Origin of the sequence: Kitasatospora sp. NPDC057904, assembly GCF_042887925.1 — a bacterium.
Classification (GTDB): Bacteria; Actinomycetota; Actinomycetes; order Streptomycetales; family Streptomycetaceae; genus Kitasatospora.
This window is the reverse complement of the sequence record NZ_JBHVOL010000031.1, coordinates 1-23,140: the sequence shown is the minus strand read 5'-3', so window position 1 is coordinate 23,140 and position 23,140 is coordinate 1. Positions and strand designations below refer to the sequence as shown.

General features: G+C 69.9%; 24 protein-coding genes and 2 pseudogenes. 13 read left to right on the top strand and 13 right to left on the bottom strand.

Features of this window, described 5'->3' with window-relative positions:
• Positions 1-5: 5 nt before the first annotated feature.
• The 5 genes and pseudogenes from ACFVSN_RS40470 to ACFVSN_RS40450 all read right to left on the bottom strand — a co-directional run bounded on the left by ACFVSN_RS40470 (position 6) and on the right by ACFVSN_RS40450 (position 2,386).
• Positions 6-413: a sigma-70 family RNA polymerase sigma factor gene (locus ACFVSN_RS40470; RefSeq protein ID WP_387601830.1), complete on the bottom strand. Its 408-nt coding sequence runs from the start codon at positions 411-413 to the stop codon at positions 6-8.
• Positions 414-419: 6 nt separating this feature from the next.
• Positions 420-593, bottom strand: coding sequence for a hypothetical protein (locus ACFVSN_RS40465; protein ID WP_387601803.1), 174 nt, complete (start codon positions 591-593; stop codon positions 420-422).
• A 187-nt stretch (positions 594-780) separates the two neighbouring features.
• Entirely contained in the window at positions 781-1,191 is a 411-nt protein-coding gene (locus ACFVSN_RS40460; protein WP_387601801.1) for a hypothetical protein, read from the bottom strand.
• A 303-nt stretch (positions 1,192-1,494) separates the two neighbouring features.
• Positions 1,495-1,659, bottom strand: a pseudogene (locus ACFVSN_RS40455) (TetR/AcrR family transcriptional regulator C-terminal domain-containing protein); the annotation flags it as partial.
• A 151-nt stretch (positions 1,660-1,810) separates the two neighbouring features.
• Positions 1,811-2,386 (bottom strand): hypothetical protein, encoded by a 576-nt coding sequence (locus tag ACFVSN_RS40450; protein ID WP_387601798.1) that lies wholly within the window; start codon positions 2,384-2,386, stop codon positions 1,811-1,813.
• Between the two features lie 315 nt (positions 2,387-2,701).
• Between ACFVSN_RS40450 and ACFVSN_RS40445 the strand changes: the two genes are divergently transcribed.
• A complete protein-coding gene (locus ACFVSN_RS40445; protein ID WP_387601795.1) occupies positions 2,702-3,262 on the top strand; it encodes a LysM peptidoglycan-binding domain-containing protein in 561 nt (186 codons plus the stop codon).
• A gap of 96 nt (positions 3,263-3,358) precedes the next feature.
• Here ACFVSN_RS40445 and ACFVSN_RS40440 read toward each other — a convergent pair whose 3' ends face one another.
• Positions 3,359-3,730, bottom strand: a complete 372-nt coding sequence (locus ACFVSN_RS40440) for a S8 family serine peptidase (protein ID WP_387601792.1) — start codon at positions 3,728-3,730, stop codon at positions 3,359-3,361.
• Positions 3,731-3,797: 67 nt separating this feature from the next.
• Between ACFVSN_RS40440 and ACFVSN_RS40435 the strand changes: the two genes are divergently transcribed.
• The 3 genes and pseudogenes from ACFVSN_RS40435 to ACFVSN_RS40425 all read left to right on the top strand — a co-directional run.
• Complete coding sequence (locus ACFVSN_RS40435; protein WP_387601789.1) at positions 3,798-4,550, top strand: FtsK/SpoIIIE domain-containing protein; 753 nt, start codon at positions 3,798-3,800, stop codon at positions 4,548-4,550.
• 107 nt (positions 4,551-4,657) lie between these two features.
• Complete coding sequence (locus tag ACFVSN_RS40430; protein WP_387601786.1) at positions 4,658-5,098, top strand: hypothetical protein; 441 nt, start codon at positions 4,658-4,660, stop codon at positions 5,096-5,098.
• A 202-nt stretch (positions 5,099-5,300) separates the two neighbouring features.
• Positions 5,301-5,747: pseudogene (locus ACFVSN_RS40425) on the top strand (chitosanase); the annotation flags it as partial.
• Here ACFVSN_RS40425 and ACFVSN_RS40420 read toward each other — a convergent pair.
• From ACFVSN_RS40420 to ACFVSN_RS40405, 4 genes are all read right to left on the bottom strand, one after another.
• Positions 5,651-7,024, bottom strand: a complete 1,374-nt coding sequence (locus tag ACFVSN_RS40420; protein ID WP_387958399.1) for a hypothetical protein — start codon at positions 7,022-7,024, stop codon at positions 5,651-5,653. The pseudogene ACFVSN_RS40425 and the gene ACFVSN_RS40420 sit on opposite strands and share 97 nt — an antisense overlap.
• Positions 7,021-7,578, bottom strand: coding sequence for a hypothetical protein (locus tag ACFVSN_RS40415; RefSeq protein WP_387601780.1), 558 nt, complete (start codon positions 7,576-7,578; stop codon positions 7,021-7,023). Before ACFVSN_RS40415 ends, ACFVSN_RS40420 begins: the two co-directional genes overlap by 4 nt.
• Positions 7,579-7,817: 239 nt before the next feature.
• Complete coding sequence (locus ACFVSN_RS40410; protein WP_387601777.1) at positions 7,818-8,717, bottom strand: phosphotransferase family protein; 900 nt, start codon at positions 8,715-8,717, stop codon at positions 7,818-7,820.
• Between the two features lie 32 nt (positions 8,718-8,749).
• Entirely contained in the window at positions 8,750-10,078 is a 1,329-nt protein-coding gene (locus ACFVSN_RS40405) for a hypothetical protein (protein ID WP_387601774.1), read from the bottom strand.
• Positions 10,079-10,420: 342 nt separating this feature from the next.
• Between ACFVSN_RS40405 and ACFVSN_RS40400 the strand changes: the two genes are divergently transcribed.
• Together ACFVSN_RS40400 and ACFVSN_RS40395 are read left to right on the top strand one after the other, a co-directional pair.
• Positions 10,421-11,017, top strand: coding sequence for an ATP-binding protein (locus ACFVSN_RS40400; protein ID WP_387601771.1), 597 nt, complete (start codon positions 10,421-10,423; stop codon positions 11,015-11,017).
• A gap of 167 nt (positions 11,018-11,184) precedes the next feature.
• Entirely contained in the window at positions 11,185-12,135 is a 951-nt protein-coding gene (locus ACFVSN_RS40395; protein ID WP_387601768.1) for a hypothetical protein, read from the top strand.
• 351 nt (positions 12,136-12,486) lie between these two features.
• Here the strand turns inward: ACFVSN_RS40395 and ACFVSN_RS40390 are convergent, their stop codons facing one another.
• Positions 12,487-13,497, bottom strand: coding sequence for a PQQ-binding-like beta-propeller repeat protein (locus ACFVSN_RS40390; RefSeq protein ID WP_387601765.1), 1,011 nt, complete (start codon positions 13,495-13,497; stop codon positions 12,487-12,489).
• A gap of 81 nt (positions 13,498-13,578) precedes the next feature.
• On the bottom strand, positions 13,579-13,983 hold the full coding sequence (locus ACFVSN_RS40385; protein ID WP_387958397.1) for an NUDIX domain-containing protein: 405 nt from the start codon (positions 13,981-13,983) through the stop codon (positions 13,579-13,581).
• A gap of 203 nt (positions 13,984-14,186) precedes the next feature.
• Here ACFVSN_RS40385 and ACFVSN_RS40380 point away from each other — a divergent pair, with 203 nt between their 5' ends.
• The 7 genes from ACFVSN_RS40380 to ACFVSN_RS40350 all read left to right on the top strand — a co-directional run bounded on the left by ACFVSN_RS40380 (position 14,187) and on the right by ACFVSN_RS40350 (position 20,263).
• The gene (locus tag ACFVSN_RS40380; protein ID WP_387601760.1) at positions 14,187-14,870 is read left to right on the top strand and encodes a RibD family protein; all 684 of its coding nucleotides are present in this window, start codon (positions 14,187-14,189) and stop codon (positions 14,868-14,870) included.
• A gap of 386 nt (positions 14,871-15,256) precedes the next feature.
• Complete coding sequence (locus ACFVSN_RS40375) at positions 15,257-16,081, top strand: methyltransferase domain-containing protein (RefSeq protein WP_387958395.1); 825 nt, start codon at positions 15,257-15,259, stop codon at positions 16,079-16,081.
• Positions 16,078-16,500, top strand: a complete 423-nt coding sequence (locus ACFVSN_RS40370; RefSeq protein ID WP_387601754.1) for a hypothetical protein — start codon at positions 16,078-16,080, stop codon at positions 16,498-16,500. Before ACFVSN_RS40375 ends, ACFVSN_RS40370 begins: the two co-directional genes overlap by 4 nt.
• A gap of 4 nt (positions 16,501-16,504) precedes the next feature.
• Positions 16,505-17,671, top strand: a complete 1,167-nt coding sequence (locus tag ACFVSN_RS40365) for a hypothetical protein (RefSeq protein ID WP_387601752.1) — start codon at positions 16,505-16,507, stop codon at positions 17,669-17,671.
• Between the two features lie 153 nt (positions 17,672-17,824).
• Complete coding sequence (locus ACFVSN_RS40360; protein WP_387601749.1) at positions 17,825-19,195, top strand: NUDIX domain-containing protein; 1,371 nt, start codon at positions 17,825-17,827, stop codon at positions 19,193-19,195.
• The gene (locus ACFVSN_RS40355; protein WP_387601747.1) at positions 19,192-19,374 is read left to right on the top strand and encodes a hypothetical protein; all 183 of its coding nucleotides are present in this window, start codon (positions 19,192-19,194) and stop codon (positions 19,372-19,374) included. The genes ACFVSN_RS40360 and ACFVSN_RS40355 overlap by 4 nt, the downstream gene beginning before the upstream one ends.
• Positions 19,375-19,459: 85 nt before the next feature.
• The gene (locus ACFVSN_RS40350) at positions 19,460-20,263 is read left to right on the top strand and encodes a hypothetical protein (RefSeq protein WP_387601744.1); all 804 of its coding nucleotides are present in this window, start codon (positions 19,460-19,462) and stop codon (positions 20,261-20,263) included.
• Between the two features lie 148 nt (positions 20,264-20,411).
• Here the strand turns inward: ACFVSN_RS40350 and lanKC are convergent, their stop codons facing one another.
• Entirely contained in the window at positions 20,412-22,973 is a 2,562-nt protein-coding gene (gene lanKC, locus ACFVSN_RS40345; protein WP_387601741.1) for a class III lanthionine synthetase LanKC, read from the bottom strand.
• Positions 22,974-23,140 lie beyond the last annotated feature (167 nt).

Sequence of the window (23,140 nt, the reverse complement as noted above, 5' to 3'; positions counted from 1 at the left end):
GAGGCTCACACCGCGATGCCCATGCCCCTCGCCTCCAGTATCGGCCGCAGCGCACGCACCGCGTAGAAGCTGCGGGACTTCACCGTCCCCACCGCCACGCCGAGCACCTGCGCGGCCTCCACCATCGAGCAGCCCTTCAGGTGCAGTTCCACCAGCACGTCCCGGTGGTGCGGCTGGAGCTCCGCCAGGGCCGAGGCCATGTCCCGGGCGGCGAGCAGCCCGTCGTACGGGTCGTGGGTGCCGGCGTGCTCCTCTGGTGACTCGTCGGCCACCTCCTGGACGCGCGCGGTGGCCATCCGGAAGTGGTCGATCGCGATCCGGCGGGCCACCGTGAACAGCCACGGCCGGCTCTGCTCCAGGCCCCGCTGGATCGCGGCCGGGTTCTGCCAGGCGCGCAGCAGGGTCTCCTGCAGGATGTCCTAGGCCTTGCCGCGGTCACCGCTGGTGACTCTCAGCAGGGCCCGCATCAGGTACGGACCGTGCAGGCGGTACAGCTCCGCCAGGGTGTCCTGGTCCAGGGTCGCACGCCCCCGGGAGGGCTGGTCGGTGCCCTGCGGGGCGCCTTCGGGGGAAGCGGCGGCTTCCACGGCCACGGCGTCTGTCCTTCGCTCCGGTGCTACGGCATCGGCGAGGAGCGGCGGGGTCCTCGCTCTGGTGCGGTCCCCGGGGCCTCGCCCTGACGGGAAAACCGTCCCAGCCGCCGCCAACGTCCGGCCAACGATCCGCCAACGGGTCGCGGCGGACGGGCGTTGGCGGGCGTTGGCCGTGGGTCTTCCTCCGTCAGCGGCGGGCGGCGAGGGCCGCCGTGAGGCGCTGGACGCCGTCCTCCCCGAAGCGCTGCACGAGGACCGCGACCCAGCCCGCGAGTTCGGTCCGCTCACGCTCCGTCCAGCCGGCCGCCGACGGGTGTTCGTCCGTCACCAGGGCCCGGGCCAGCAGCAGGTGCGCGGCCGTCGGCACCGGCCAGGGCCGCCCGGCCAACCCCTGGACGGCCAGCCGCCGGGCCACCGCCACGACGTCCCGGGCCGCCGCCGCGGGCACCTGCCACCCGTACGGAGCCGCCGCCGGCCCGGGGACGTCCTCGACGGCCAGCCAGGAAGCGATCAGCCGCCGCGCCGTCTCCTCGTCCTCCCGCCGTCCGCTCCCCGTGACGGCCGGCCTGCCGTCGCCGCGGTCCACCGTCGTCGCCATCGGAGTCCACCTCACCCGTGCTCGCGCCTCGTTGCTCTACGTCCGTGTAGTTGAACGGATAACATGCTCGCGATTGTTCAGCTCCGCGTCGCCCCGCAGGTGGGAACCGCTGGACGGTACCGACCTTGGGGAACATCGCCCATTGGATCGGGGCCGCGCGGTTGCCCCTGTTTGTCCGGTTCCAATGGACCCGATCCAATGGCGTCATCGGGGGATCGATTGACGACAGCTACGGCCCGCACGGTCGCTGCTCCGCGAGCCCCTCCAGTGCTGGGGCGGCGGCGTACGAATTCCAGCCTTGGATCAGGCTGGCCGGTCGGAGGCGTAGCGGGCGAGCGTGGTCCACACCGCTTGCTCGACGGCGTAGCGGATGTCAGAGGCTGAGGGGTCCCAGTCGGTCAGCAGCATGCGGGGCCACAGGACGTAGTTGGCGATCATCCCGAGGAACTGGTTGGCGGCGCTCTCGGCGTCCGCGAGCCTATCCCGGGCCTCGCCGGATTCATTCCGCGCCGGTCTCGTCCTCGTCCCGCAGCTCGTGGCCCTCGGCGCGGAGCTGGACGACGGCGGCGTCGATGTAGCGGGTCGTCCATCCTCCACCCACCTCATGGGTGACACCACGTCAGGCCGTGGACCGGCGGTCGGCGCGGTCCTCCTCGGAGGGCATCGAGTCCCACTCGGTATTCGCGCCGTCGCGCGGCACCATGAACAACGGACGCGATCGGAGGACCTGCCCGACCAGTTGCCCGCGTACCACGACCCCAGAGTCATCCGGTCCTGCATAGCCCTCGGGCGTGTAGCGAAAGTGCACGTTCATTGCCTCGGCGTACGCGATTGCGTCGCTCTCCAGCTCCGACAGGTCTCTCCCGACCAGCGGGATTCCGTCGTACGCGATCTGGGGACCGTGCACGGCGTCGGCAGCGATGCAGAACAGCCCCACGGCTTGGCTCACATAGGCCGTAACGGCAGGACGAGAAGGAGCCGCCCCGCGACGGTGGACTTCGACCTTCCAAGTCGGCGAGAAGATCGCGTAGCGCCGCGCACACTCGCTGACCTTCGTCTCGCCAAGCACCGCAGCCGCTTCGACCGCAGCCTCGACGGTCATACCGAACCGGAGCGGTCCGACGCCGACAGCCGGCGAATAGGACCACTCGTCCCGCTCTGTGACACCGAAATCGGCTTCGGACTTGAACGTCATAGTCGCCCCCTGGATACGCCTGAGAACTTGCCGACGCCCATCATGTCAATCGCCGATCAGCAGACTGCCGGGTGCCACCGACTTCGCGTAGATCACTCAGCGCGAGCCCCATCCGGGCCCGGCCGCGAATACGCGACACCTGAACATGCGAGCTCACCAGTCCCGAGGCCGGGTACGCAAACGTCTCCGGGCGGCGGTCGGGTCCGGGGATCTCGTTCGGGTGAAATCCCGCGTGAAGGACCGTTTCTGCTGACCCCGGCCGTCACACCGCCGTGCCACTCTGACGGCGCAATCCCCTCCCCGAAAGGAACATCCATGGGTGACACGCTGCGCGTGGGCGACGAACTCGGTCTCGGCCACTCCCTCCAGGGCGGTGCCTACACCCTGACGCTGCAGCACGACGGCAATCTGGTCCTCTCCGAGCCGGGTGGCGTCGTCTGGGCCTCCGACACCGACGACAAGGGCGTCCAGCGGGCCGTGCTCCAGGACGACGGCAACTTCGTGCTCTACGACGGCGACGGCGCGGTGTGGGCCACCGACACCAACGGCCGGGACGCCGACCGGCTGGTGGTACAGGCCGACCGCAACGTGGTGCTGTACGGCAAGGACGGCGGCGCGCTGTGGGCGTCGGACACCGGGACCGACAACCCCGTCGCCGCTCCGGAGCCGGCGGCCGCGGCACCGGTCGCCGAAGCCGTGACCCCGCCCCCAGCCATCCCCGCGGCGCGCACCTACACGGTCGAGCTCGGCGACACCCTGTGGGCCGTCGCCGAGCGCTTCTACGGCGACGGTGACCGCTACCGCGACATCGCCACCGCCAGCGGCATCGACGACCCGGACCTGATCAACGTCGGCCAGGTGCTGACGATCCCGTAAGCGGGCCGGAACGCCGGCCGGTCTGCGGCGGGTCTCACACCCCGCCGCGGCGGCGGCCCAGGCGGACGGTCAGGCCACCGAAGCCCACCAGCACCATCACGCCCGCGCTGCCGGCCGCGACCGCCACGCCCGCCAGGTGCCCGAGCGGTCCGGGCCCGGGGTGACCACCACCGGGTCGGGGGCCGCGGCGGTCTGGTGGGCTGCCGCGGGCCAGGAGGCGGTCACGGCCGCCACCGGGTCGACGGTGCCGTAGCCCACCGCGGCGTCCGGGAGGCGGGTGCCCGGGCGGTAGGCGGTCGTCTCCAGACGGCGCACGAGTTGCTCCGGCGTCAGGTCCGGCCGCAGCGCCGGCACCAGCGCCGCCGTACCGGCCACGTAGGCGGTGGCGCAGCCCGGTCCTGAGGCCGTGAACAGGCCGCCGCCGGGCCCGGTGCCGGTGACGCCCTCGCCGGGTGCGGCCAGGTCCACGCGTCCGTCCAGGGTGCCGCTGGGCGGCCCGCCCGGCCCGCGCCCCCAGGTCCGCACACTGCCCCTGATGCTGGAGGCCGCCGCACTCCCGGCCCCCGAAGGCCGGCTGCGGATCGCCCTCGGCCTGGAGGACCGCGAAGTCTCCCCGCTCTGGCGCGACTTCGAGGAGTCACCGCACCTCGTCGTCGTCGGCGACAGCGAGACCGGCAAGACCAATCTGCTGCGCCACCTCGTCAACGGCATCACCACGGCCTACAGCCCGGCCGAGGCCCGCATCATGCTGATCGACTTCCGGCGCGGCCTGTTCGACCTCGTCCCCGAGGGGTGCCGCCTCGGCTACGCCGTCGCCGTCGACGTCCTCAAGCAGATCGTCCAGGACGCCGCCCGCGCCATGGAGGGCCGCGTCCCCAGCGAGGGCATCACCCCCGCCCGCCTCAAACTCCGCGACTGGTGGACCGGCCCCGAACTCTTCATCCTCGTCGACGACTACGACCTCATCTCGGCGCCGCTCACCGGCCACCCCTTCACCCCGCTCCTCGACCACCTCGCCCAGGGCACCGAACTCGGCCTCCACCTGATCGTCGCCCGCAGCGCCAACGGCATCGCCCGCGCCATGAGCGACCCCCTCCTGCGCCGCCTCCTCGACGTCAACACACCCGCCGTCCTCCTGTCCTGCCCGCCCAGCGAGGGCGTGCTCTTCGGCAACGTCAAACCCCGCCAACTCCCGCCCGGCCGGGCCCTGCACATCACCCGGCGCCGGACGGTGCAGCTCCAGACGGCCCTGGCGCGGGAGGGGGCCGGCGGCGAGGGGGCGGCCTGAAGGATGGCACGAGCCGGCGGCCAGAAACTGCCAACGTCTCGCCACGCGACGCACTGTGAAGCGGTCCCGGTGCGCTTCGGCAAGGTGCCGTCGGGCAGCATGGGGCGATGCACCCGGATCAGCCGCTGCCTCGTGAAGTGAAGGTCATCGACACTGCGTCGCTGCTCGGGCTGGAGGCGCGGGCGTGTGAACTCGGCCTCAGCCAGAGGCTGGACCCGCTCTGGGTGACGGCGAATGCGGCGTCCGACGGAAGCCACTACCTCTGGCCGGCCCTGTGGAACAGCTTGTCCCACCGCCCGGAGGTGCCGCGTCAGCTGCGGTGCGAGCTGTTGATCGCCCTGCGCACGGGAGACCGGGTGATGAGCCTCCTGGACGTGCTCCCCGACGACTTCGCGCCGCTGCCTAAGGTGACCTCCCGCGACGAGGGCATGCGGGTCACTGAACTGCTGGACCGTTCTCCTACGGTCAGGGAATGGCTGCTGCGAGAGGGCGAGGGCCAATCAAACCGGCTGCCGCGACAGACGGCTCGGGTGGACCGGAGTCCCTGATCGCTCGTCGGTTGGTTCACCGCCCGGGGCGGTGAACCAACCGGGTGAACCAACCGACGGATGCACGCCGTACAGCTGGGCGGGGCACCGACCGGGGTGGATCCCGACAGCCGATCAGGGAGGCCTGCGTCGCTGGTCGCCCCGAACCGGCCACCGAGGCCTGACCGAACACATCCCTTCTCCACTGGACCCCGGAGCACGCATGCCGTCCACCCCCGCCCGCCCGTCCCGGCCGAAGGGCCTGCACGTCGCCATGGCCGCCGTACTGATCACCGCCGTCACCGCGACCGCGGCCAGCGCCCGCCCGCACCGCACCACCCAGCCCCAGCCCTTGGGGATCGGGGCGAGCGCCACCCCGGGCGCGGCGGCCGGCCTGAACGACCCCCGCCTGAAGGACATCGCCCAGCAGCTGGTCTCCAGCGCCGAAAACTCCTCGCTGAACTGGAAGGCCCAGTTCGCGTACATCGAGGACATCAAGGACGGCCGCGGCTACACGGGCGGCATCATCGGCTTCTGCTCGGGCACGGGAGACATGCTCGACCTCGTGAAGCACTACGAGCAGCTCAAGCCGGGCAACGTCCTGACCAAGTACCTCCCGGCGCTGCAGAAGGTGAACGGGTCGGCCTCGCACTCGGCTGGCGTACCACCACGCGGGTTGTGAGCGAGGTCGGAGCTCAGGAGGACGCCGCGCTCGACCATGGTCGTGGCGATCCAAGGGGTGTGTTCGGCAAGGATCTGACCGGTGGCCGGAATCGCATGTGCAGCCGTGAGGAGCAGTGCAGCGTCGCCGGGCGACGTGATGATCTCCCGGGCGTCCCTCGTCTTGCGCTGACCGCCGTCGCGGGGTGTCCAGCCGGAGGAGAAAAGGGTCCGGCCGAGCCGAACGAAGGCGAACTCTGCCTCACGCGCGTACCGGGGTGTGGAGATCTCGGGCGCGCAGCGGAGCCTTGACTGCCAGCTGTCGGCCGCGTGCTGCCAGGCCGAAGTGGCCGTTCGAAGGCTTTGAGCGGCCGACAAGAGGCTGTCGCGGCCGACGGGATCCACGGTCAGGAGGTCACGGGTGACCTCGATCAAGCGGGCGCTGAGGAGATGGGCAAAGGCCGTGCTGTCGGCCGCGGCCGACAATTCGACAGCCGTGACACCGGGCAGGCGCTCTGCTGCCTGCTGTGCTGTGTGGGCTGCAAGCCAGTCCATGCCGGCCCTGACCGCCAAGAGCGCTTCTCGCCGCGTCTCGCCCGGTCGAACTGCAGATGGGGGCGGAGTAGCCGCGGCCGGGAGGTGAGTGAGCCCCGGGGCGGGCGACGCCGGCCGGGGCGTGTTGAGTTGACGGTGAATGCCGATCGCGGCCTGTTCGATCCGGAAGGCCGGCTCCGCCAGTTGGCGGGCCACAAGATGGCTGCGAATCACGCGAGAGTCGGGCGGACACAGCTGGCCGATGCGGACGGCCACACGTCCAGCGGTACTGGCGAGTTCGGCAGTCTCGGCGACGATGCGGCGGGCGGCCCCAGTGCTGTCCAGGTAAGCCGCATACGGGCTCCGGGGTTGGCCATCAGGGCCGTGGTGACTGGCCAGCACGTCGGTGCCGACGGCAAGAAGCCGGTAGGCCTCGGTGAGGTGGAGGGACACCGCGTCGGGTTCGTGGCGGGCGTATCGTGACTCGCCCCAAAGTACCCATCCCAGGGTATCGAGATTGCCGTGCAGTCGGGCCACGTCGTCCTCGGTGATACCCAGCGGGTCATGGGCGAGCGGGCCGTAGCGGCCGGTGTAGCGGTGGAGGAGACGGCACGTGCCGGCCAGGGCTTCGCTGCGTGCCGCATGTCTGCCGGGAGTGGTCCGGGTTTCGGCTTCGGCAAGGGCTGCGAGGGCGTACTCCAGCCTTGACGCGGCCAGCACCGTGAAGTCGCCCCACGTCGCGTCCTCCGTCACCCGACGGCCCCGTCCTCGATCGGCAGGGCGTTACGAAGTGCAATGGCCGCATCACGGCTGTGCAACGCGGCTGTGTGGCGATCTCGAATCTCGCGAGGATCGGTCGAACGACGGCCGAGGTCGTCGAGATCGTTGGCGATGGCCTCCAGCCGGTCCGCCAAGTCGCGGTAGGCGATCTCGCCGTCACTGTCTTCAAGGAAGTAGTCAGGCAAGGGAAGGTAGGCGGTAGCCCGCGTTGCGTATGCGGCTGCAGCAAGGGCTGCCATCTGGTCGTAGCGGTCATCCCGAACGGCCAGGTCGGCGATCCTGTGCGCCGCCGTCGTCACGCTCGGCAGGGTCGCAGCGGCGATCTGCTCGATGTCCTGTGTGCCGCTGGGGTGTTGATTCACGACTGCGAGCCCTTCAAGTGAGTGGTGTTGGGTGGCAGGAGAACACACCTCGCAGAGGCATGCGCCGAAAGTCGAATGTCCTGTGGATAAACCGCCATGCTCAACGAACCTGTTCATCAGATCGACGTAGCCGACATCAAGGTCTTGACGGCGCGACGCCGCCACGGGCCGTCAGCGCAACCGACAATGCCGAATCAGCCGAAGAGGCTCCGAAGTTCGTACCGAGATCCTGCCGGAGGATACCTACCCGCGGCCTGGCCTCGACACAGGAGCGGCTATCTGCACTCAATTGGGTGACGGGTCCGTGCAAGGCATCGACACGGACCCGCAGTGGGGCCAGCTCGCCGGCCTCGCGAGTGAGAGCGACAGCTGTCCAGCCTCAGCGCAGGTGACCAACCCTGGGCTCAGAGGATTTCCCACTGAAGCTGGTCATGGCCGCTTCGGAGTCCTTCAATCCGGCGTCGCACCTCCTGGAGTGTTGTGCTCCCGGGTGAGGCGCGCTTGGCGTTAGTGGTGATCATCCGGAGCTCGCGGAGGTCACGGAGCCCCTGGTAGCCGCTCCACGACGTGACGTCGAATCCGTACCGATCGGCGAACTCCTGGTAGTGCGCGCGCCCGTGGCCGAAGCGCCGACAATGGATCTCCACGGTGACGAGATCGAGCTCAGGCGCTCCGAAGCAAGCGGTATCCCAGTCGCACAGAACTGCCGCACCACGGTGGTGGAGAGCGTTCCGATGCTGCGGATCCCCCTGAAGCAGACCGGGCTGCAGGACGTAACTCACCCTGGCAAGAGCCGCTTCAAGGTTGGACAGACGGCGCTGGAGGTAGGCAGTGTCCTCCGGCGACAGGGTGGTGATTGCCGCGATCGATCGCCTGATCGCTCCCGCCGTATCGAGGGGTGGGACTTCAAAGGGTGGAGGTGGGAGCTCATGCAGGAGGCGAAGTGGGGCCGCAAGCTGAGCTGCCGGAACCGGCTGGCTGGGCTGGGGAAGGTACTGCCAGAACGTCACCGCGTGACCGCCGACCAGCACAGGTTGCTCCGTGGGCAGCAGTTCGACGGTAGGAAAGTCCTGGCTGACGAGCCACTGCACCAGCCGCACGGTGCGCCTGACTCCGTCCAGAGCCGTGCCCGCCCGCGCGATCTTGGCGACGACTCCGGCAGACTTCAGGAGATAGACGGCGTTGGTGTGGCCGCGCAACATGACGGCGCCGGCAGAGGAGAGCCCGACCTGACGGCAGGCTTCGTCGAGGACCCTGGACACCTCGGACTCGGCGAACCCGCCGATCCGGACTGGAACACCCATACCGTAAGGCTGGCGGGTGACGGCCCTCCGTGTCACGTCGCGCCGGCGGGCAGGGCCAGGACCTCGCCGAGTTCCCGCACCGCGCGCGCGGTCCGCACCTGTTCCGGCAGTATCTTGATGATTTCCAGAGCTCGAACGCCGAGGATCTCGGTACGGTGCGCCTCGGGCACCGTGCAGTAGGTGCGGGACGCGAGCTCGCAGGCTTCGATCACGCTGTGCTCGTGGATCAGGCACATGGCCTGCTCCAGGTGCAGGAGAGCCGGGTCGATGCCAGTGTGGTCGGGATACAGCAGGAGAGCCTCGTTCTGGGCACGTTGGGCGTCTGAGGTGCTTCCAAGGAAGGTATACGCCCCCGACAGGTACAGCAGGAAGCGGCGCAGCGGGAACGCCCATGCGTCGTTTTCGGCGGTCGTCTGCCCGCAGCGGTCGAACAAGTCGTGGGCCAGCTTGATGGCAGCGCGGGCGCCGTCGTGGTCGCCTTGGCGAGCCCGGACACGAGCCTCGGCAGCGGCGGCGAAGGCCCCGGTGACGGTGGGGCGTCCGCGGTTGAGGAGGCGGGCCTCGCGGGTGAGACCGGCGGCTCGGTCCAACGGCCCGTAGTAATACGGAAGCATCGCAGCCTGAACCCGAACCCGCGCCCGCAGCTCGCCGTTTCCGGTGTCGTCGGCGGCCGATCGTGCGGTCCCGTACCACATCTGCGCCTGGTCCAGGCGCCCCAGCTTCATCAGGGCGTCTGCGATCAGGGTGGAGAGCACGGCGATCATCTCCGATAGACGGACCTGCACGGCGGCGGGCTGTCGTTCATCGGCGAAGAGACGAACCGCCTCGAGATTCCGCAGCAGTTGCACCAGCATCTCGGCCGGAGGCGCGACCACGTAGGCCCGGCGGAGATCTCTGATCCGTTCGTCGAACACCTCCAGTTGCCCTGCAGTGGCTGTTGTTCGTGCAAGGGTGCTTTCGACTGCGCGGCGATACGAGTCGACGAGGTCATCCGACGGAGCACCCAGACCAGGCCCGGCGCCCGGATCCGGTTGACGAGACGCCTGGAGGGCGCCAGAGACCGCCGGAATCGAAGGGAGAGCTACAGCCACGCGAAGGACTTCAGGCTGGTAGCTGCCGGACATTCCCAGTCCCTGCGCGTCCGTCTCGTAGAGGCGACACAGCAGGTCGATGGTCTGTGCCCGCGGGGTTCGGGATTTCTCCCACGCCCCGAGCTGGTCCGGATCCACATTCGATCGGGGGAGCTTCAACTCGTCGCACATCTTGATCAGTTCGTCGACTGTCCGCTGAAGCGTCCACCCCCTGGCCAGGCGGTGTCCACGAAGCCGACTCACGCCACAGCACTCGACGATCGCGGTCACGGTCGATGTGATCGTCCAGCCGTTCGCCGCGGCGGTTGCTCTGACGCGCGCTGCGCAGGACGGCTTGTGCACCGGCGCCTCATCTCCCCTGTAATCACACTTGACTGTCAGTCAGCTTAGTTGCTGTCCCAATTGATGCTCACTCAAAAACAGTAATGGATTCGGGTTTCTGCCTGTTCCCGAGACCCGAAGCAGTAAGTGCGACGCAGAACCGCAACTCCTTCCGATTGCATGGGCGCCGCTGTCGGACGAATCCTCTGTGGACAGGCGATGACCGTGGCTTGCCTCCACTGCCACCGGCCCGGGACCAACTGCCCTCGTGATGAGCCCGGAGGATCTTTCATGCACCGCGTCTTGCACTTCACGACCCCGCTCCAGGCGGCCTGCGTCGCTCACGCCCGCAACAGGCTGCTGTGCCACGTCTCCACCCTGGCTCACGTCGGTCTCGACGAAGGCCGACGATACGCGCTTCGCCTGTGTTCGTCGGAGGCCATCGACAACGGCATCAAGCACGGCGGTGGCCAAGGAGACTGCCGTGCAAGCGAGTTGCTGATCGAGGTTGGCATCGACTCGGCACGACAGCGACTCCGCATCACGGTTACGGACGGCGGCCTCGCTGTTCCGCTGATGGAGGGACGCGTGGGCGACCTGGAAGCAACCGGCGGAAGGGGGCTCGCCGTCATCTGCGGCTACGCCGACGACGCCGGCTGGGGCCAGCGCACGAACGACCTCGGTGAGGTCGTCGGCTGGTCCGTGTGGTTCGAACTCGACGTTACGATCCCGTCAGCCACCGGCCAGGCCACCGCGCAAGCGGAAGTGCAGCCGGATCCCAGTCGATGCCAAGCGGTGCCCGCAGCGCGCGCCGAAGCGACGGCTGCTCGCCCGCAGGCGCCCGGTCGGGCCGATGCGGCCTGGCCGACGAAGCACTCCGCCGCATAGACGGCACCGTAACGGGCCCGCCCGCACCTGGAGTCCCGTCCGGGGCGCCAGGCCGGCAGTCGCACCGCTTCCGTGCCGCCGCCGGGCCGGGCCACAACCACCGCGTCGGACGGGTGGCCTCGATCGGACACCCTTATCCACCAACTTCGTACCCGAGGTACCTGCCCATGAGCGCTGGCCCGCGCACCAGAATGCTTCTCAAAACCACCAGCACGGCCCGCAGACAGGCGATCACGGCCTCGTACTCGGCCCTCACCCAGGTCTGCGTCACCACCGCCGACAACCCGGAGCAGGCCGAACTGGTCAGCGAGCACCCGGCCCACGCCTGGGAACTCCCCCACTCGAACGCGCTCGCCATCCTCCACCGAGACACCGACGAGGCCTGGGCCCTGGTCAAGAGTGCGAAGCTGCTGGAGCACCACCAAGTGCCCGTCGTCGCCCCGCACTACACCGACGTCCTGACCGCTGGCGGCCACGCCGTCACCTTCTGGCGCCCTCCCGGCCCACAACGGCACGACCCCGCCGCCAGCGCACGGGTAACCGCCGGCATCCACCGAATCGACACGACGACGGCACCATGGCTCGCGGAAGACCAGCACGACCCGTTCAACGGCCTCCTCGACGGCCTCGACGACACGCCCCTCGCCGACCCCGCCAAGCGCTTCCTCCACGACCACACCGACCAACTACGCGAGGAGTGGGTGGACATCGACTGGCCGACCCCACTCACCCCCATCCTCGGCACCCGCCACGCACCACGCTGCCACGGCACCCGAGCCGCCCCGAGGCTCCTTCTCCAGCACCCTCTCCTCCACGGGCACCTGGAGTGGGACCTCATCGCCGCCCGCTGGCGCTCCGACCTCCTCCTCGGCCACCTCAACGACAACGTCGGCTACACCGCGGCCTACACCGCCCACGCCAACGCCGAAACCCGCGCACTGCACGGCCACATCGGCGCCTGGCCGGACTACCAGGTCGTGCGCGACGTCATCGTGCTCGCCGAGGTCATGAGCACTGTCCGCCGCGCCCACCTCGACTCCCGCACCCGCCAGCAGGCCGACCACCAGATCGCCTGCCTGCGCGGCGCACACCGTCCTCCGTGGAACTGGGGGCGGTGATGCCGACGCTTCGCATCGTCATCGCCGCAGCAGCGATCACCATTTTCTGCGCGGTGATCATCTCCTCCGCCGCCCCGAAGGCCCCGGTCCCCAGAACGCCTTCGGCACCAAGCCACCCCGCGATGGACAATCCATCGAAGATCAGCGCCCAGCTGGCTCCGCCAGGCGGCGCAGGCTGCCCTGGCCCCTGAAAGGGCGTCATGTAGGTCTTCGCCCTATCTATATCTGGAGGGAATCAGGTGGGCTTGGGTGACCGAAGGGGGGCGGCAAGTGCACCGGCGTCGCCCGGGGCCATCGGATCGCCGATCACGTCGGACGGCCGGAGCTGCCCGAACGGCCCGGCGCCGTCGGTCATGGACCGGCTGTCGTATCGACGTCGACGACGCGCAACGTGCCCTTGGTCAAGACCAGTACCGTGGTGGAACCGTGGGCACGAAGGGCCCTGATCCTCTGGGTGATGCGCCTGGAGTGCGTCGAGTACGTCGGTGCCTCCGGGTCCGGATCGACCAGGGCCAGCCTTCCGGTGAAATCCGCGACCACAAACCCCGAGTCGGTCTGGACGGCCTGATCGACGTCCGCTCCGGCGAATCGCCGCAGCGGCCTTCCGTCGTGTGCGTCGAGGGTCATGACCGTGCGGCGCGCCTCGGGCACCCAGAGGATCGAGCCGGTCCGGTGCACCGCCCGCGCTGCCAGATCGCACAAGTCGGATCGCAAGAAGACTGCGGCAGCTCCGGTGGAGAGCGAGATGTCGAGCAGGGTCTGCGACCCGCAACGCGCAAGGACCCGATCGCAATCCAGCGGCGTAAGGACCGGCTGCGCGTCACCCGAGGCCAGCGGCTCGGGAAGCGACCACTGCGACTTGATCCGTCCATCACGCGGATCGATCAAGCGGATCTCGTCGCCGTGCGGCTCACCGACCAATACGCCGGCTTCCATCACCACCGGGACCGCGATCTCGACACACTCGGGACTGCGCCACAGCAGCGTTCCGGTCTCCAGGTCGAACGCGGTGAGCGGGGTGTAGCCGCGCCAGCCGCCGACCAGGACGGTGTCGCGCGTCGCCACCAGATGTCCGGTGAACTCGGCCAGCTGCGCGCTCCACAGCACTTCCCCGGTGCGCACGTCCAGGCAGGACAGTCGCGGGAGGTTCTGCGGGATCACCAGGCAGCGTTCGCCGACGATGACGATCGCGCGCGGCCAGGTGCCCACCGGAATATCCCAGCGTTGTGCGCCGTCAAGGGGATCGAGACCAACCAGACGAGTCCACCGCTCGTGGACGACGATGTGCTCGGCGGTCACCGCCAGCCCGGCCGCGTGACCCGCCTGATGAAGATTCCGCTCCCACACCGTCCGCCCGAACATGGGCTCATTCCAGCAGTGGTGTACCGGTGGTGCAACGAGATTCTGGGAGGGTGCTATGTGTGGGCCGGTCCCGGCCACCGGTCAGACCCGGTCCCACAGTTCGTACCAGCGGGCGACGGAGTCCTTGTAGCCCTGTGGCATGACCAGGCCGGGCACCTCGTCGCGGTGGAAGAGGCCGGCCTCCTTGTGCTCGTGGCTGACGACCGGAGCCTTGTGCGCGTCGATGACCGTGCAGCCGTAGGTGACGATGAAGACCCGACGGCCGGGAATCGGCTCGTACATCCACACGTCCAGCAGCGGGCCGGCAGCCGCCGTCCAGCCGCTCTCCTCCTGGATCTCCGCGACCACCCGCTCCTCCGGGGTCTCGGTGCCCTCCAGCTTTCCTCCGGGCAGTTCCCACTCCTGGCGCTCGTTCTTCAGCAGCAGCGCTCGTCCCTGCGGGTCGAGCACCACGCCCTTGATGGAGATCGGGAAAGCCGTTGGCACGTAGGGCTGTTCTGCCGGTCCGTTCATCGCTTCTTCCGGAGTGCATGGGTGGGCACGGGTCTGTCGAAGTCAGCAGTTGCGCGACTACTGCAACGATGCCAGGCGTTCCCGAGGTGGACCAGTTCCGGCAGGCCCTCAACAGCCCGCTCCTGTATGAAGTGTGCTCACCGAAGAGCCCGTACCACCGAGAGAACGGACCGCCGATGGCCACCCGCCCCTTCGTCCTGCTCAGCGTCGCGACCTCCGTCGACGGTCACATCGACGACACCTCGCCCGAACGTCTCCTGCTGTCGAACGCCGAGGACTTCGACCGCGTCGACCAGGTTCGCGCCGAATCCGACGCCATCCTCATCGGCGGCAACACCCTGCGCAGCGACAATCCCCGTCTCCTGGTCAACAGCGACAAGCGCCGCGCCGACCGGATCGCAGCCGGCAAGCCGGAGTACCCCCTCAAGGTCACCATCTCCGCCGGCGGCGACCTCAGCCGGGACCTCAAGTTCTGGCACTTCGGCGACAAGAAGGTCGTCTACACCACCGACGCCGCCGCACCGAAGCTCCGGGAAACGCTCGACGGCCTCGCCGACGTCGTGAGCACCGGCCCCACCGTCGACTTCGGTGCACTGCTCGACGACCTCGCCACCCGTGGGGTTCAGCGCCTCATGGTCGAGGGTGGCGGGCAGATCCACACCCAGTTCCTCTCGCAGGGGCTGGCCGACGAGATCCACCTCGCCATCGCCCCGCTGCTCGTCGGCGACACCGACGCTCCCCGCTTCCTCAACCCCGCGAATTACCCTGGTGGCAGCAGCCGACGGATGGCACTCCTCGAAGCCCGGACGATCGGCGACGTCGTCCTCCTGCGGTACGCCCCCAAGGTCCCCTCAAGCTGACCACCGACGGTCCTCCGCTTACCGCCCGCCTCGCCCCACTGCGGGGTCCCGAGATCGTTGATCCGGGTACCGATGATCGTGCGCGGGCGGGTCCGGCGACCGAACAGCAGGCAGGTAGCCTGCGAGAAGCCGTGAGGTAGGCCGAAAGGACCACGACCCCATGAGAGGGCCGGGCAGGACCTCGTCGGCCTGGTGCCCGACGGCCGGCTCACCCGCGGACTGCGCGCCGTCCTCGCCCACCACGTGTTCTTCCACGCCAACCGCACCGGCGTGCCCGTCGATCACCAATCCGTCACCGCCGCAAGGGCGGTGGCCGCAGTCTTCCACTCCGGCGAGGACCCCGCGCCCTCGCGCCAACCATCCGCACAACCACTAGGGTCGCCACCGTGACTCTCAGCGACAGTGCCGACACTCCGGCTGCTGACCAGCTGCGCGACGCCCTCACCGAGCGCCTGCTGACCGGAAAGCACATCACCAGCGCCCCGGTCGAGGCCGCCTTCCGCGCCGTCCCGCGCAAGCACTTCCTGCCCAGCTTCCCGCTCGATGTCGCCTACGCCGACAACCCGACCTACACCAAAACCGACGGATCCGGCACGCAGATCAGCGCGGCCTCCCAGCCCACGATCGTCGCCATAATGCTGGAGCAGCTCGCCGCCCAGCCCGGTGAGCGGATCTTCGAGGCCGGTGCCGGGACCGGCGTCAACGCGGCCTACATGGCCACCATCGTTGGCCCGGACGGGCACGTGGTCGCGGTGGACGTGGACGACGACCTCGTCGACGGTGCCCGCAAGCACCTCTCGGACGCCGGGATCACCAACGTGGACGTCATCCTCGGCGACGGCGCCCTCGGCCACCCCGACGGCGTGCCATACGACCGGGTGATCGCCACCGTGAGCACCAGCGAGATGCCAACCGCCTGGCTCCAGCAGGTCAAGCCGGGCGGCCGGATCCTCCTGCCGCTGCGGCTGCGCGGCGCCGCCTCCCGCGTCATCGCCTTCGAGCGCGACGGCGACGCCTGGGCATCGGTCGACGACCGGCTCGCCGTCTTCATGCCGCTGCGCGGCAGCATGGACGACGAGCGGCGCACCGTGGCCCTCACGAGCCGGGCGACGTCACCCTCCAAGTCCACAAGGACCAGACCGACGCGGTCGTCGCCTCCGCGCTGCTCGGGGTCCTCACCACCGAGCGCCACGAGCGCTGGACCGGCGTGACCATCCCGGCTGGCACCACCTACGAGTACCACGACCTGTGGCTGGCCCTCACCCTGCCCAACTCGATCATGCGGATGAGCGTGGCCAAGACCGCCCAGGATCGCGGCGTCACCCCCATGCTCCCCTGGGGCGCCATGGCCACCATCCAGGACGACTCCCTCGCCTACCTCACCCTGCGCGTCGGCGAGCCCGGCAGCGACGGCCGCAAGGTGTATGAGACCGGCGTCGTCGGCCACGGCCCCGCCGGCGCCGCCCTCGCCGACCTCGTCTCCGAGCAACTCCGCACCTGGAACACCGCCTTCCGCGACCGCCCTCTCCGCTTCGAGCTCCCGGACACCCCCGGCGCCCCCGCCGACCCGTCCGCCGGCCGCTTCGTCCTGGACCGCCCCCACCACCCAATCACCGTCATCTGGGAGTAGCCACGTGCACCCGACCGGACCCATAGCCCAGCGCTTCCCGCTGGTCGCCCGGATCCGGCCCGCGTGCCTGCCCCTCGACGCCCGTGTCGGCCAGCTTCAGGAGCTGGCCGACACGGCCGCGCGGCAGACCAACCCTGGCCTGGCATCTACCGTCTTCAACCAGGCTGCTCTCCTCGCCTCCGACGTCGGCCTGCCCGACTACGCCCGCGACCTGTGCCACCGCCACGCCACGCTCTACCTCACCCGCGGCCCGCTCCCCGCGATGAGCGCCATCCGCGGCCTGGAGCCACTCGTCAACCTCGCCCGTCTCCACATCCGCGCGGGCCGCCACCAACAGGGCCACCAGCTCCTGCTCGACCTCTACGAGGCCATCACCGGCGCCATCGAGACGGCACTCGATGGCATCACCGTGCCCGCCCAGCTCACCGAGACCGCCGAGCAGCGCGCCGAGGTCCGGGCGTGGCTGTGGCGCGTCGTGCTCGCCGACGGCACCCGCGCCCTCACTTCCGCCGGCCGCTGGAGCGATGCCGTCCGCCACCTTGAGGAGCATCGGGGCGTCGGGCTGCACATGCTCGACGGCCGCCATACCGCCGTCCTCGCCCGCGCCACCACCGGTGACCTCCCTGGTGCTCTCGCCCTGCTGGCCGTCACCGAGCCGGGCAACCCCTGGGAGGACGCCGTCACCGCGGTGCTCACCGCGCTGTGCCGCCCCGGCGACGCGCGCATCGCTGAGGCCGCCATCGGCCACTGCCTCGCCTTCGAACCGGACGAGGGCCTGGCCGTGTTCACCACCCGTCTCGCCCTGAGCGCGCTCGACGCCGCCGACCCAGAAGCGCCCGCCGCCCGAAACCTGATCGAGCAGCTGTCCAGCCGAACGGGTGAATCGGGCGACGGCTACGCACTGCGCGACCTCCTCGCCCATCAGGACGTCCGCGACGGCCTCGGACCCGGCCGCGCAGCCGTGCTCGAACGCTCGCTCGCCGCTTGCACGCTGGGCTCCGCCTGCCTCCCAGAAGCCATCCGCGAACGACTGGAGGACGCCCTCTCCCAGGCTCGGGGGGTGCTCGAAAAGTCCCCGTTCGACCCGGGCTCGCCCGGAGCCAATCCACTTGAACGCCGCATTCGAACAGCACCATCATCAGACACCACCCACTCTGCGACATATCCCTGAACTCGGCCTTTTACCAGCCCACTTGGGCTTCGAACAACACCCTGGTTCAGCACTCCCGCGCGCCCGCCGGCCGACTGCTCGTGGCAGGTGCGCGGCGAAGGCCCGAACCGACCCGCGGGTCATTCCCGCCCGAGAGATCGAGGGGTCCTCCCAGTGATCGACTTCAACGTGCTCACCGACCTGGCCTTCCAGGAAGGCATCGAACGGATCGGCGTCGGTGTTGTGGTCCGCGACGCCTCCGGCCGGGTCCTGATGATCCGGCGGGCCGCGCACGATGTCCTGCCCGGCCTGTGGGAGTACCCGGGCGGCGCCCAGGAAGGTGACGAGCACGTGCCGGCGGGCGCGGCGCGTGAGCTGGTCGAGGAGACCGGGCTCACCGGCCATCGGCTGGAGTACGCGCGGCACCTGGACTTCACCAACCAGAACGGCCGCCGGGTCCGGCAGTTCGTGTTCACCGCCGTCGTCCCGGAGGGCACCGCCGTGACCCTTTCAGCAGAGCACGACGCCTACCAGTGGGCGAGCCCCGACGAGCTGCCACACACCGGCGACGGACAGCGCGAGGTCATCACGTGGCTCACCGGCCGCCTCGCGAACCCCGGCTGGCGGCCCGTCGGCGGCTACATCACCACCATCGCCCGCCCCACCACCTACGGCTGTCTCCTCGTCACCGACCCTGCCGGCCGCGTCCTCGGGATGCGCTCGACCATCGACCCGAGCGTGTGGAACATGCCCGGCGGCAACGTCGAGCACGGCGAGAGCCCCTTTGACGCCGCACTGCGCGAGGCCCGGGAGGAGCTGGGCCTGGACCTAGCCGCGGAGAACCCGCAGGTGCTCCGGCGGCGCCTGGTCGCCGTGATCCACACGCAGGCCGACGCCGACTACCCGATCCCGGTCGCCGGCTACGTATTCGACGGCGGCACACTGACCGCAGAGCAGCAGGCCCGGATCCGGCTCGATCCTGAGCACACCGAGTTCCGGTTCGAGACGCCCCACAACTGGCGCTCCCGGATGACCCCCGCCCGCTACCAGCGGCTCCGGCAGGTGCTGCGCGCCCACCGCTGCGGTGTCCCGCTCTACCTGGAGCGCCCTACACCGGCCGACGACGACTTCGAGGGCGTCCTGGTCTTCGTAACCGACCCCGCGGGTCGACTGCTGATGCACCTGCGCGAAGGCAGGCCGGGCATGCCCTGGCCCGGCTGCTGGACTCCGATCGGCGGCTGGCGCGAGGCCGACGAGAGCCCCCGGGAGAGCGCGGTGCGCGAGGTCCGCGAGGAGGCCGGCATCGAGATCACCGGGCTCCGGAGCCTCCCCGACCCACATCACGACCTCGGCCTCCCGCTCACCCGCGTCCTGCACGCCGTCTGGGACGGCCCCGACAGCGAGCTGCGGCTCGGCGACGAGGGCCAGGGCGTGCGCATGGTCCCTCTGGACGAGGTCCTCGCACTCAACGTCCCGCCCTACATGCAGCATTACCTGCCGCTGCTCGCCGCGGCGGCCGACCAGCCCACCGGGAGGACCTCATGACCCGGCTCGACGACAACGGCCACCCGGCCGGCTCGAAGCCTCACCAGCCGAAGACGGATCCGCTCACGCTGGTCGTCGGCGTCCACCTCGTCCTGGCCGACGCCGGCACGGTACTGCTCGGGCGGCGCCGCAACACCAGCTACGCCGACGGGCTGTGGCACCTCCCGAGCGTTCACTAGGCAAGCCATGTGTCGAGATTGAAGCTGTCGGTTTTCTGCTCCCCAGCCTATCCGGCTCTACCGTCGAGAAGGAGTGAGGTCAGTCTTGGACGTGAACGCTTCGAGCGGCGACGCTCCCGTACTGGGCGACGTCCTGCTTGGCTTCTGGTCGGCACGGGACCGCTTCCTGGAGGCGGGCTTGGCGACCAACCGCAGCGACCCGATCGGTGGCCTCGCAGAGTCTCTCGCTGCTGCGGCGCTTTGGCCGAGTTCATCGGTGCGGTCGGCCTACGAGAGGGCACGAGGCGTCCGCACTGGTCTTGATGGCTCTGGCGAGTTTGGTCCGGCGCTCGGCTCCATGCCGGTGACGGGGAACGGTCGCAGGAACTCGTTGGCTGTCGACCTTGCGGTGCCCTGGCAGTCTTTGGTGGAGCGGGTGCCGGCGCTGGAGGCGTTTGGGCGGCAGCGCCAGGGTGAGCGGTGGGCATGGGATGTGGCGTCAGGCGGGGCGTTCGGTGTCGGATCGGAGGGCCCGCCTCAGAACCGATACGCGGGACTGGCCCGGATACAGGTCAAGGCCCGCTTCGCACCCGATGCGCCAAGCCACGGCCCGTTGGATGCGGTGCCCTTCGAGCTGGTGCGCGACGGCGTGGTGCCCGCGAACGACCTGTACGTGCTGGTGATGTTCGCTCGGATCGACGAAGCTTACCGGCCCCTGCGCGCGGATAACTTCGTCTGGACGGCGGTGATTCTCACGAACGAGTGCCTCCGAGCTCTGGACCGCGGCGTTTCCTCGGCAAAGCTCAACTGGCAGGAGATCCACTCTTGGTGGGGCGAAGGGCAGTCGTTGCCAGCTGGCGTTCACGACGTGACCGGTCTCCTGAGGTCCGTTCCGATCCCGGACTGGTAGATGTCAACTGGCTCGTGCGGCGCCCGTGGGTCTGGTCGGCGCGGCAGCGCTTCCCGGAGGAAGGCATGGCGCCCAGCCGGACCTACTCGACGGCCTCGCGGTTCTCTTGCCGCTGCGGCGTTTCGACTAAGTTCATCGGTGCGATTGGCTACGAAAGGGCGCGGGACCGTAGTGGGGCCGGTCCTGGGAGTAGCGGGTACGGCAGCGTGGAATCGCGGTCACCTTGCGGGACGCCGTTCAGTGCGGTGTGGGCTGCCAAGAGGACGCCGGCGGTGCCGGTGGCGAGGTCCATGGAGAGGCGGAGTTGCCCGTCTCCGGCGAAGGCCCGGTCTCCTTGGTGGCGGACGGCGTGTAGCACGAGGCCGCGTAGCTGGGTTGCCATGGCTTCGGGTGAGCCGCTGAGGTGGGTGAGGCTGTAGAGCAGGCCGGCGTGGCCGTCGAGCAGGCCGGCGGACAGGAGGAGTTCGGAGTCGAGGCTGTCGCGAATATGGTCCCGCAGCTGCGCGTAGGGGTGGTCGTCGCGGTGCCGGAGGTATTCGTGGATGGTGATGCCGATGCCGGCACTGCCGCGGCCGAGAGTGGCGAGGCGGCGCTGTCCGTCCCTGACGCGGACGCGCCCGCCGGGCAGCTCTTCGCAGTGCGCGAGATCTCGGGCGAGGGCTGCGTGTGCGCGGTCGAGGTGCGCCAGGTCGCCTGTCACGCTATACAGCCGGGTGAAGAGCAGAGCCGGGCCGGACCACCCGTGCATGAGCCCGACGCGGTCGGCGCCCGGGCCGGTGTCAGCCGTGAGGGCCCGCGTGAGGCGTTCGCCGATCTCGGCCGCGCGCTCGGTCTGGTGGAAGTGCAGGTGTGCCAGGGCGATCCCGGCGAGGCCGCCGAACAGGCCGATGCCGCAGCCTCGGAGGTCGAAGCCGGTTAGCCGATCGAGGGTCGCCTCTGCGGCGTCGGGGCGCTGGAGTTCATCGAGGACGCAGGCGATGCCGGCGAGTCCGTCGAAGAGGCCGGGCCGTAGCGAGCGTGCGGCTTGGTCGGCGGCCACCAGCCAGTCGACGTGCTGTCCGAAGGCGGGGTAGTCGGAGCGGCCGGTGACGTGCAGGGCGTGCAGCACGCCGGCCGCGCCGAAGGCGAGGGATGCGCCTTGGCGGTCGAACTGTCGCACGTCCCCGGGGAAGAGCCGGTCGTCCCGGTCCGGGGTGGCGCTGCGCAGGATCGCGTCACGCAGGGAGTCGAGCGCCGCCGTGCTGTCGGTGGAGGGGTCGAGTGGCCAGTTGTCGGTGTCCTGGGTCTTGCTGGAGATGGTGGGAGGAGTGAGGGCGGCGCGCAGGCGGTCCCCGGTGCCGGCCGGCAGAGGGAAGCACTGCTCGGCCCAGCGGATGAGTTGTTCGGGTTTGCGGTCGTCGAGGGGCAGCAGGGGTGTCAGCGGGCAGAAGAGGGCCAAGCCGAGGCTGGCGAGGGCATAGGTGTCGACGGCTGCGCCGGTGCGGGCCCAGGGCGCGATGAATCCGGGCGTGCCGAGGACGGGGGCGGTCGGGTTGTCGGCGTCGACAGAGGTCTCGAAGTCGATCAGGCAGACGGTGTCGTCGGGCCGCACGATCACGTTGGACGGTTGGAGGTCGCCGAAGACGATGCCGCTGCGGTGAAGGTCCGCCAGCGCGGCCTCGATCCTGGCGAGGATGCCGGTCGCCCACCGGGTGTAGGTGGCGAGGTCGGCGCGATCGCCCGCAGCGGCGGTGTCGCCGAGGAGCGGGTGCCGTCGGCCGACCGCCTCCAGGAGGCTCTTGCCGTCGATGAACTCCTGGACGAGGTAGTGGTGTTCCCAATGGCGGACGCGAGAGTGGACCCGGGGTACGCAGGCCAGGTGCGCGAGGCGGTCGAGGATGCGGTGTTCGTGAGCCAGCCGGGTGACAGCATCCCGGTCGTGGTTGTCGATTCCGGCGTGGGGCCTGGCCTCCTTGAGGATCACGCGCCGGCCGGTGTCGCGTTCGACGGCCCGGTAGACCCCGCCACCGTTGGAGAAGTGCAGGGCTTTCTCGATCCGGAACGGGAACGTGACGGTCCTGCGGCCGCCGCGGTCATGGACGAGATTTGCCAGGACCGGGGGCGCCGGTGCCCAGGCCGGCGGCCGGAAGCCGGGGCCTCGGTGGTCCGGGACGAGGAGGCCGTCGTCGCGGCGCACGGCCAGGACGTGCTCGCCGTCGGCGTCGAAGCAGTACGCGGGCCGGAAGCCGCCGTAGCGGACATACAGCGGGCCGTCGCCCCACCGCAGGTCGCTGAGGATGTAGGGCCCTTCGATGTCGTGCAGGAGTGCGGACAGGTCGGTCAGGGCCCGTTCGAGTGCCGGGTCGTCGGCGGGGTAGACGGTGATGAGCTTGCCGCTCGCCGTCCGTGGTGCCTGTTTGCTGTTGATGTGGCGCAGGATCGCGAGGCTGCGCAGGAACTTGAAGCTGAGGCCCTGGCCGGTGCAGTAGTCCCAGGTGGTGCTGATCGCCCGGTCGGCCGAGTTGGCGGTCGCCGAGATGTGAATCTTCCAGCCCTGGTCCGGGAGTCGGACACCGGTCCTGGCGATCCGGATCCAGCCCTCGCTCTCCGACCGGTGCCAGCCGGGGGGCGGGAGCGTGCTCGCCCGGGTGAAGTGGCTGTCGGAATCGGCGAGACGGTCGAGCGTGTCGACGAAGACCAGGTCTGCGGCAAGGTGGCCCTGGGCGATCATGGTGCCTTCTTCGTGCAGTCCGACGAGGTCGGATCCGGGGCGGCCAGCGGGACGCGCATGGTCGTGCCGGCCGCCGGGGGGGGGCCCGCCGGCCGGCCCGCCCCCCGCGGGGGGCGGCGGCAACGGCACCCCCCCCGCGGGGTTAAAAAAAAGGACGGGGCCCCACA

What these genes read in the sequence shown, in the direction of transcription:
- ACFVSN_RS40460 (WP_387601801.1), bottom strand. Translation starts at nt 1,191, where the DNA reads ATGGCGACGACGGTGGACCGCGGCGACGGCAGGCCGGCCGTCACGGGG.
- ACFVSN_RS40430 (WP_387601786.1), top strand. Translation starts at nt 4,658, where the DNA reads ATGCACCCGGATCAGCCGCTGCCTCGTGAAGTGAAGGTCATCGACACT.
- ACFVSN_RS40400 (WP_387601771.1), top strand. Translation starts at nt 10,421, where the DNA reads ATGCACCGCGTCTTGCACTTCACGACCCCGCTCCAGGCGGCCTGCGTC.
- ACFVSN_RS40395 (WP_387601768.1), top strand. Translation starts at nt 11,185, where the DNA reads ATGAGCGCTGGCCCGCGCACCAGAATGCTTCTCAAAACCACCAGCACG.
- lanKC (WP_387601741.1), bottom strand. Translation starts at nt 22,973, where the DNA reads ATGATCGCCCAGGGCCACCTTGCCGCAGACCTGGTCTTCGTCGACACG.
- ACFVSN_RS40380 (WP_387601760.1), top strand. Translation starts at nt 14,187, where the DNA reads ATGGCCACCCGCCCCTTCGTCCTGCTCAGCGTCGCGACCTCCGTCGAC.
- ACFVSN_RS40435 (WP_387601789.1), top strand. Translation starts at nt 3,798, where the DNA reads ATGCTGGAGGCCGCCGCACTCCCGGCCCCCGAAGGCCGGCTGCGGATC.
- ACFVSN_RS40450 (WP_387601798.1), bottom strand. Translation starts at nt 2,386, where the DNA reads ATGACGTTCAAGTCCGAAGCCGATTTCGGTGTCACAGAGCGGGACGAG.
- ACFVSN_RS40410 (WP_387601777.1), bottom strand. Translation starts at nt 8,717, where the DNA reads ATGGGTGTTCCAGTCCGGATCGGCGGGTTCGCCGAGTCCGAGGTGTCC.
- ACFVSN_RS40355 (WP_387601747.1), top strand. Translation starts at nt 19,192, where the DNA reads ATGACCCGGCTCGACGACAACGGCCACCCGGCCGGCTCGAAGCCTCAC.
- ACFVSN_RS40445 (WP_387601795.1), top strand. Translation starts at nt 2,702, where the DNA reads ATGGGTGACACGCTGCGCGTGGGCGACGAACTCGGTCTCGGCCACTCC.
- ACFVSN_RS40390 (WP_387601765.1), bottom strand. Translation starts at nt 13,497, where the DNA reads ATGTTCGGGCGGACGGTGTGGGAGCGGAATCTTCATCAGGCGGGTCAC.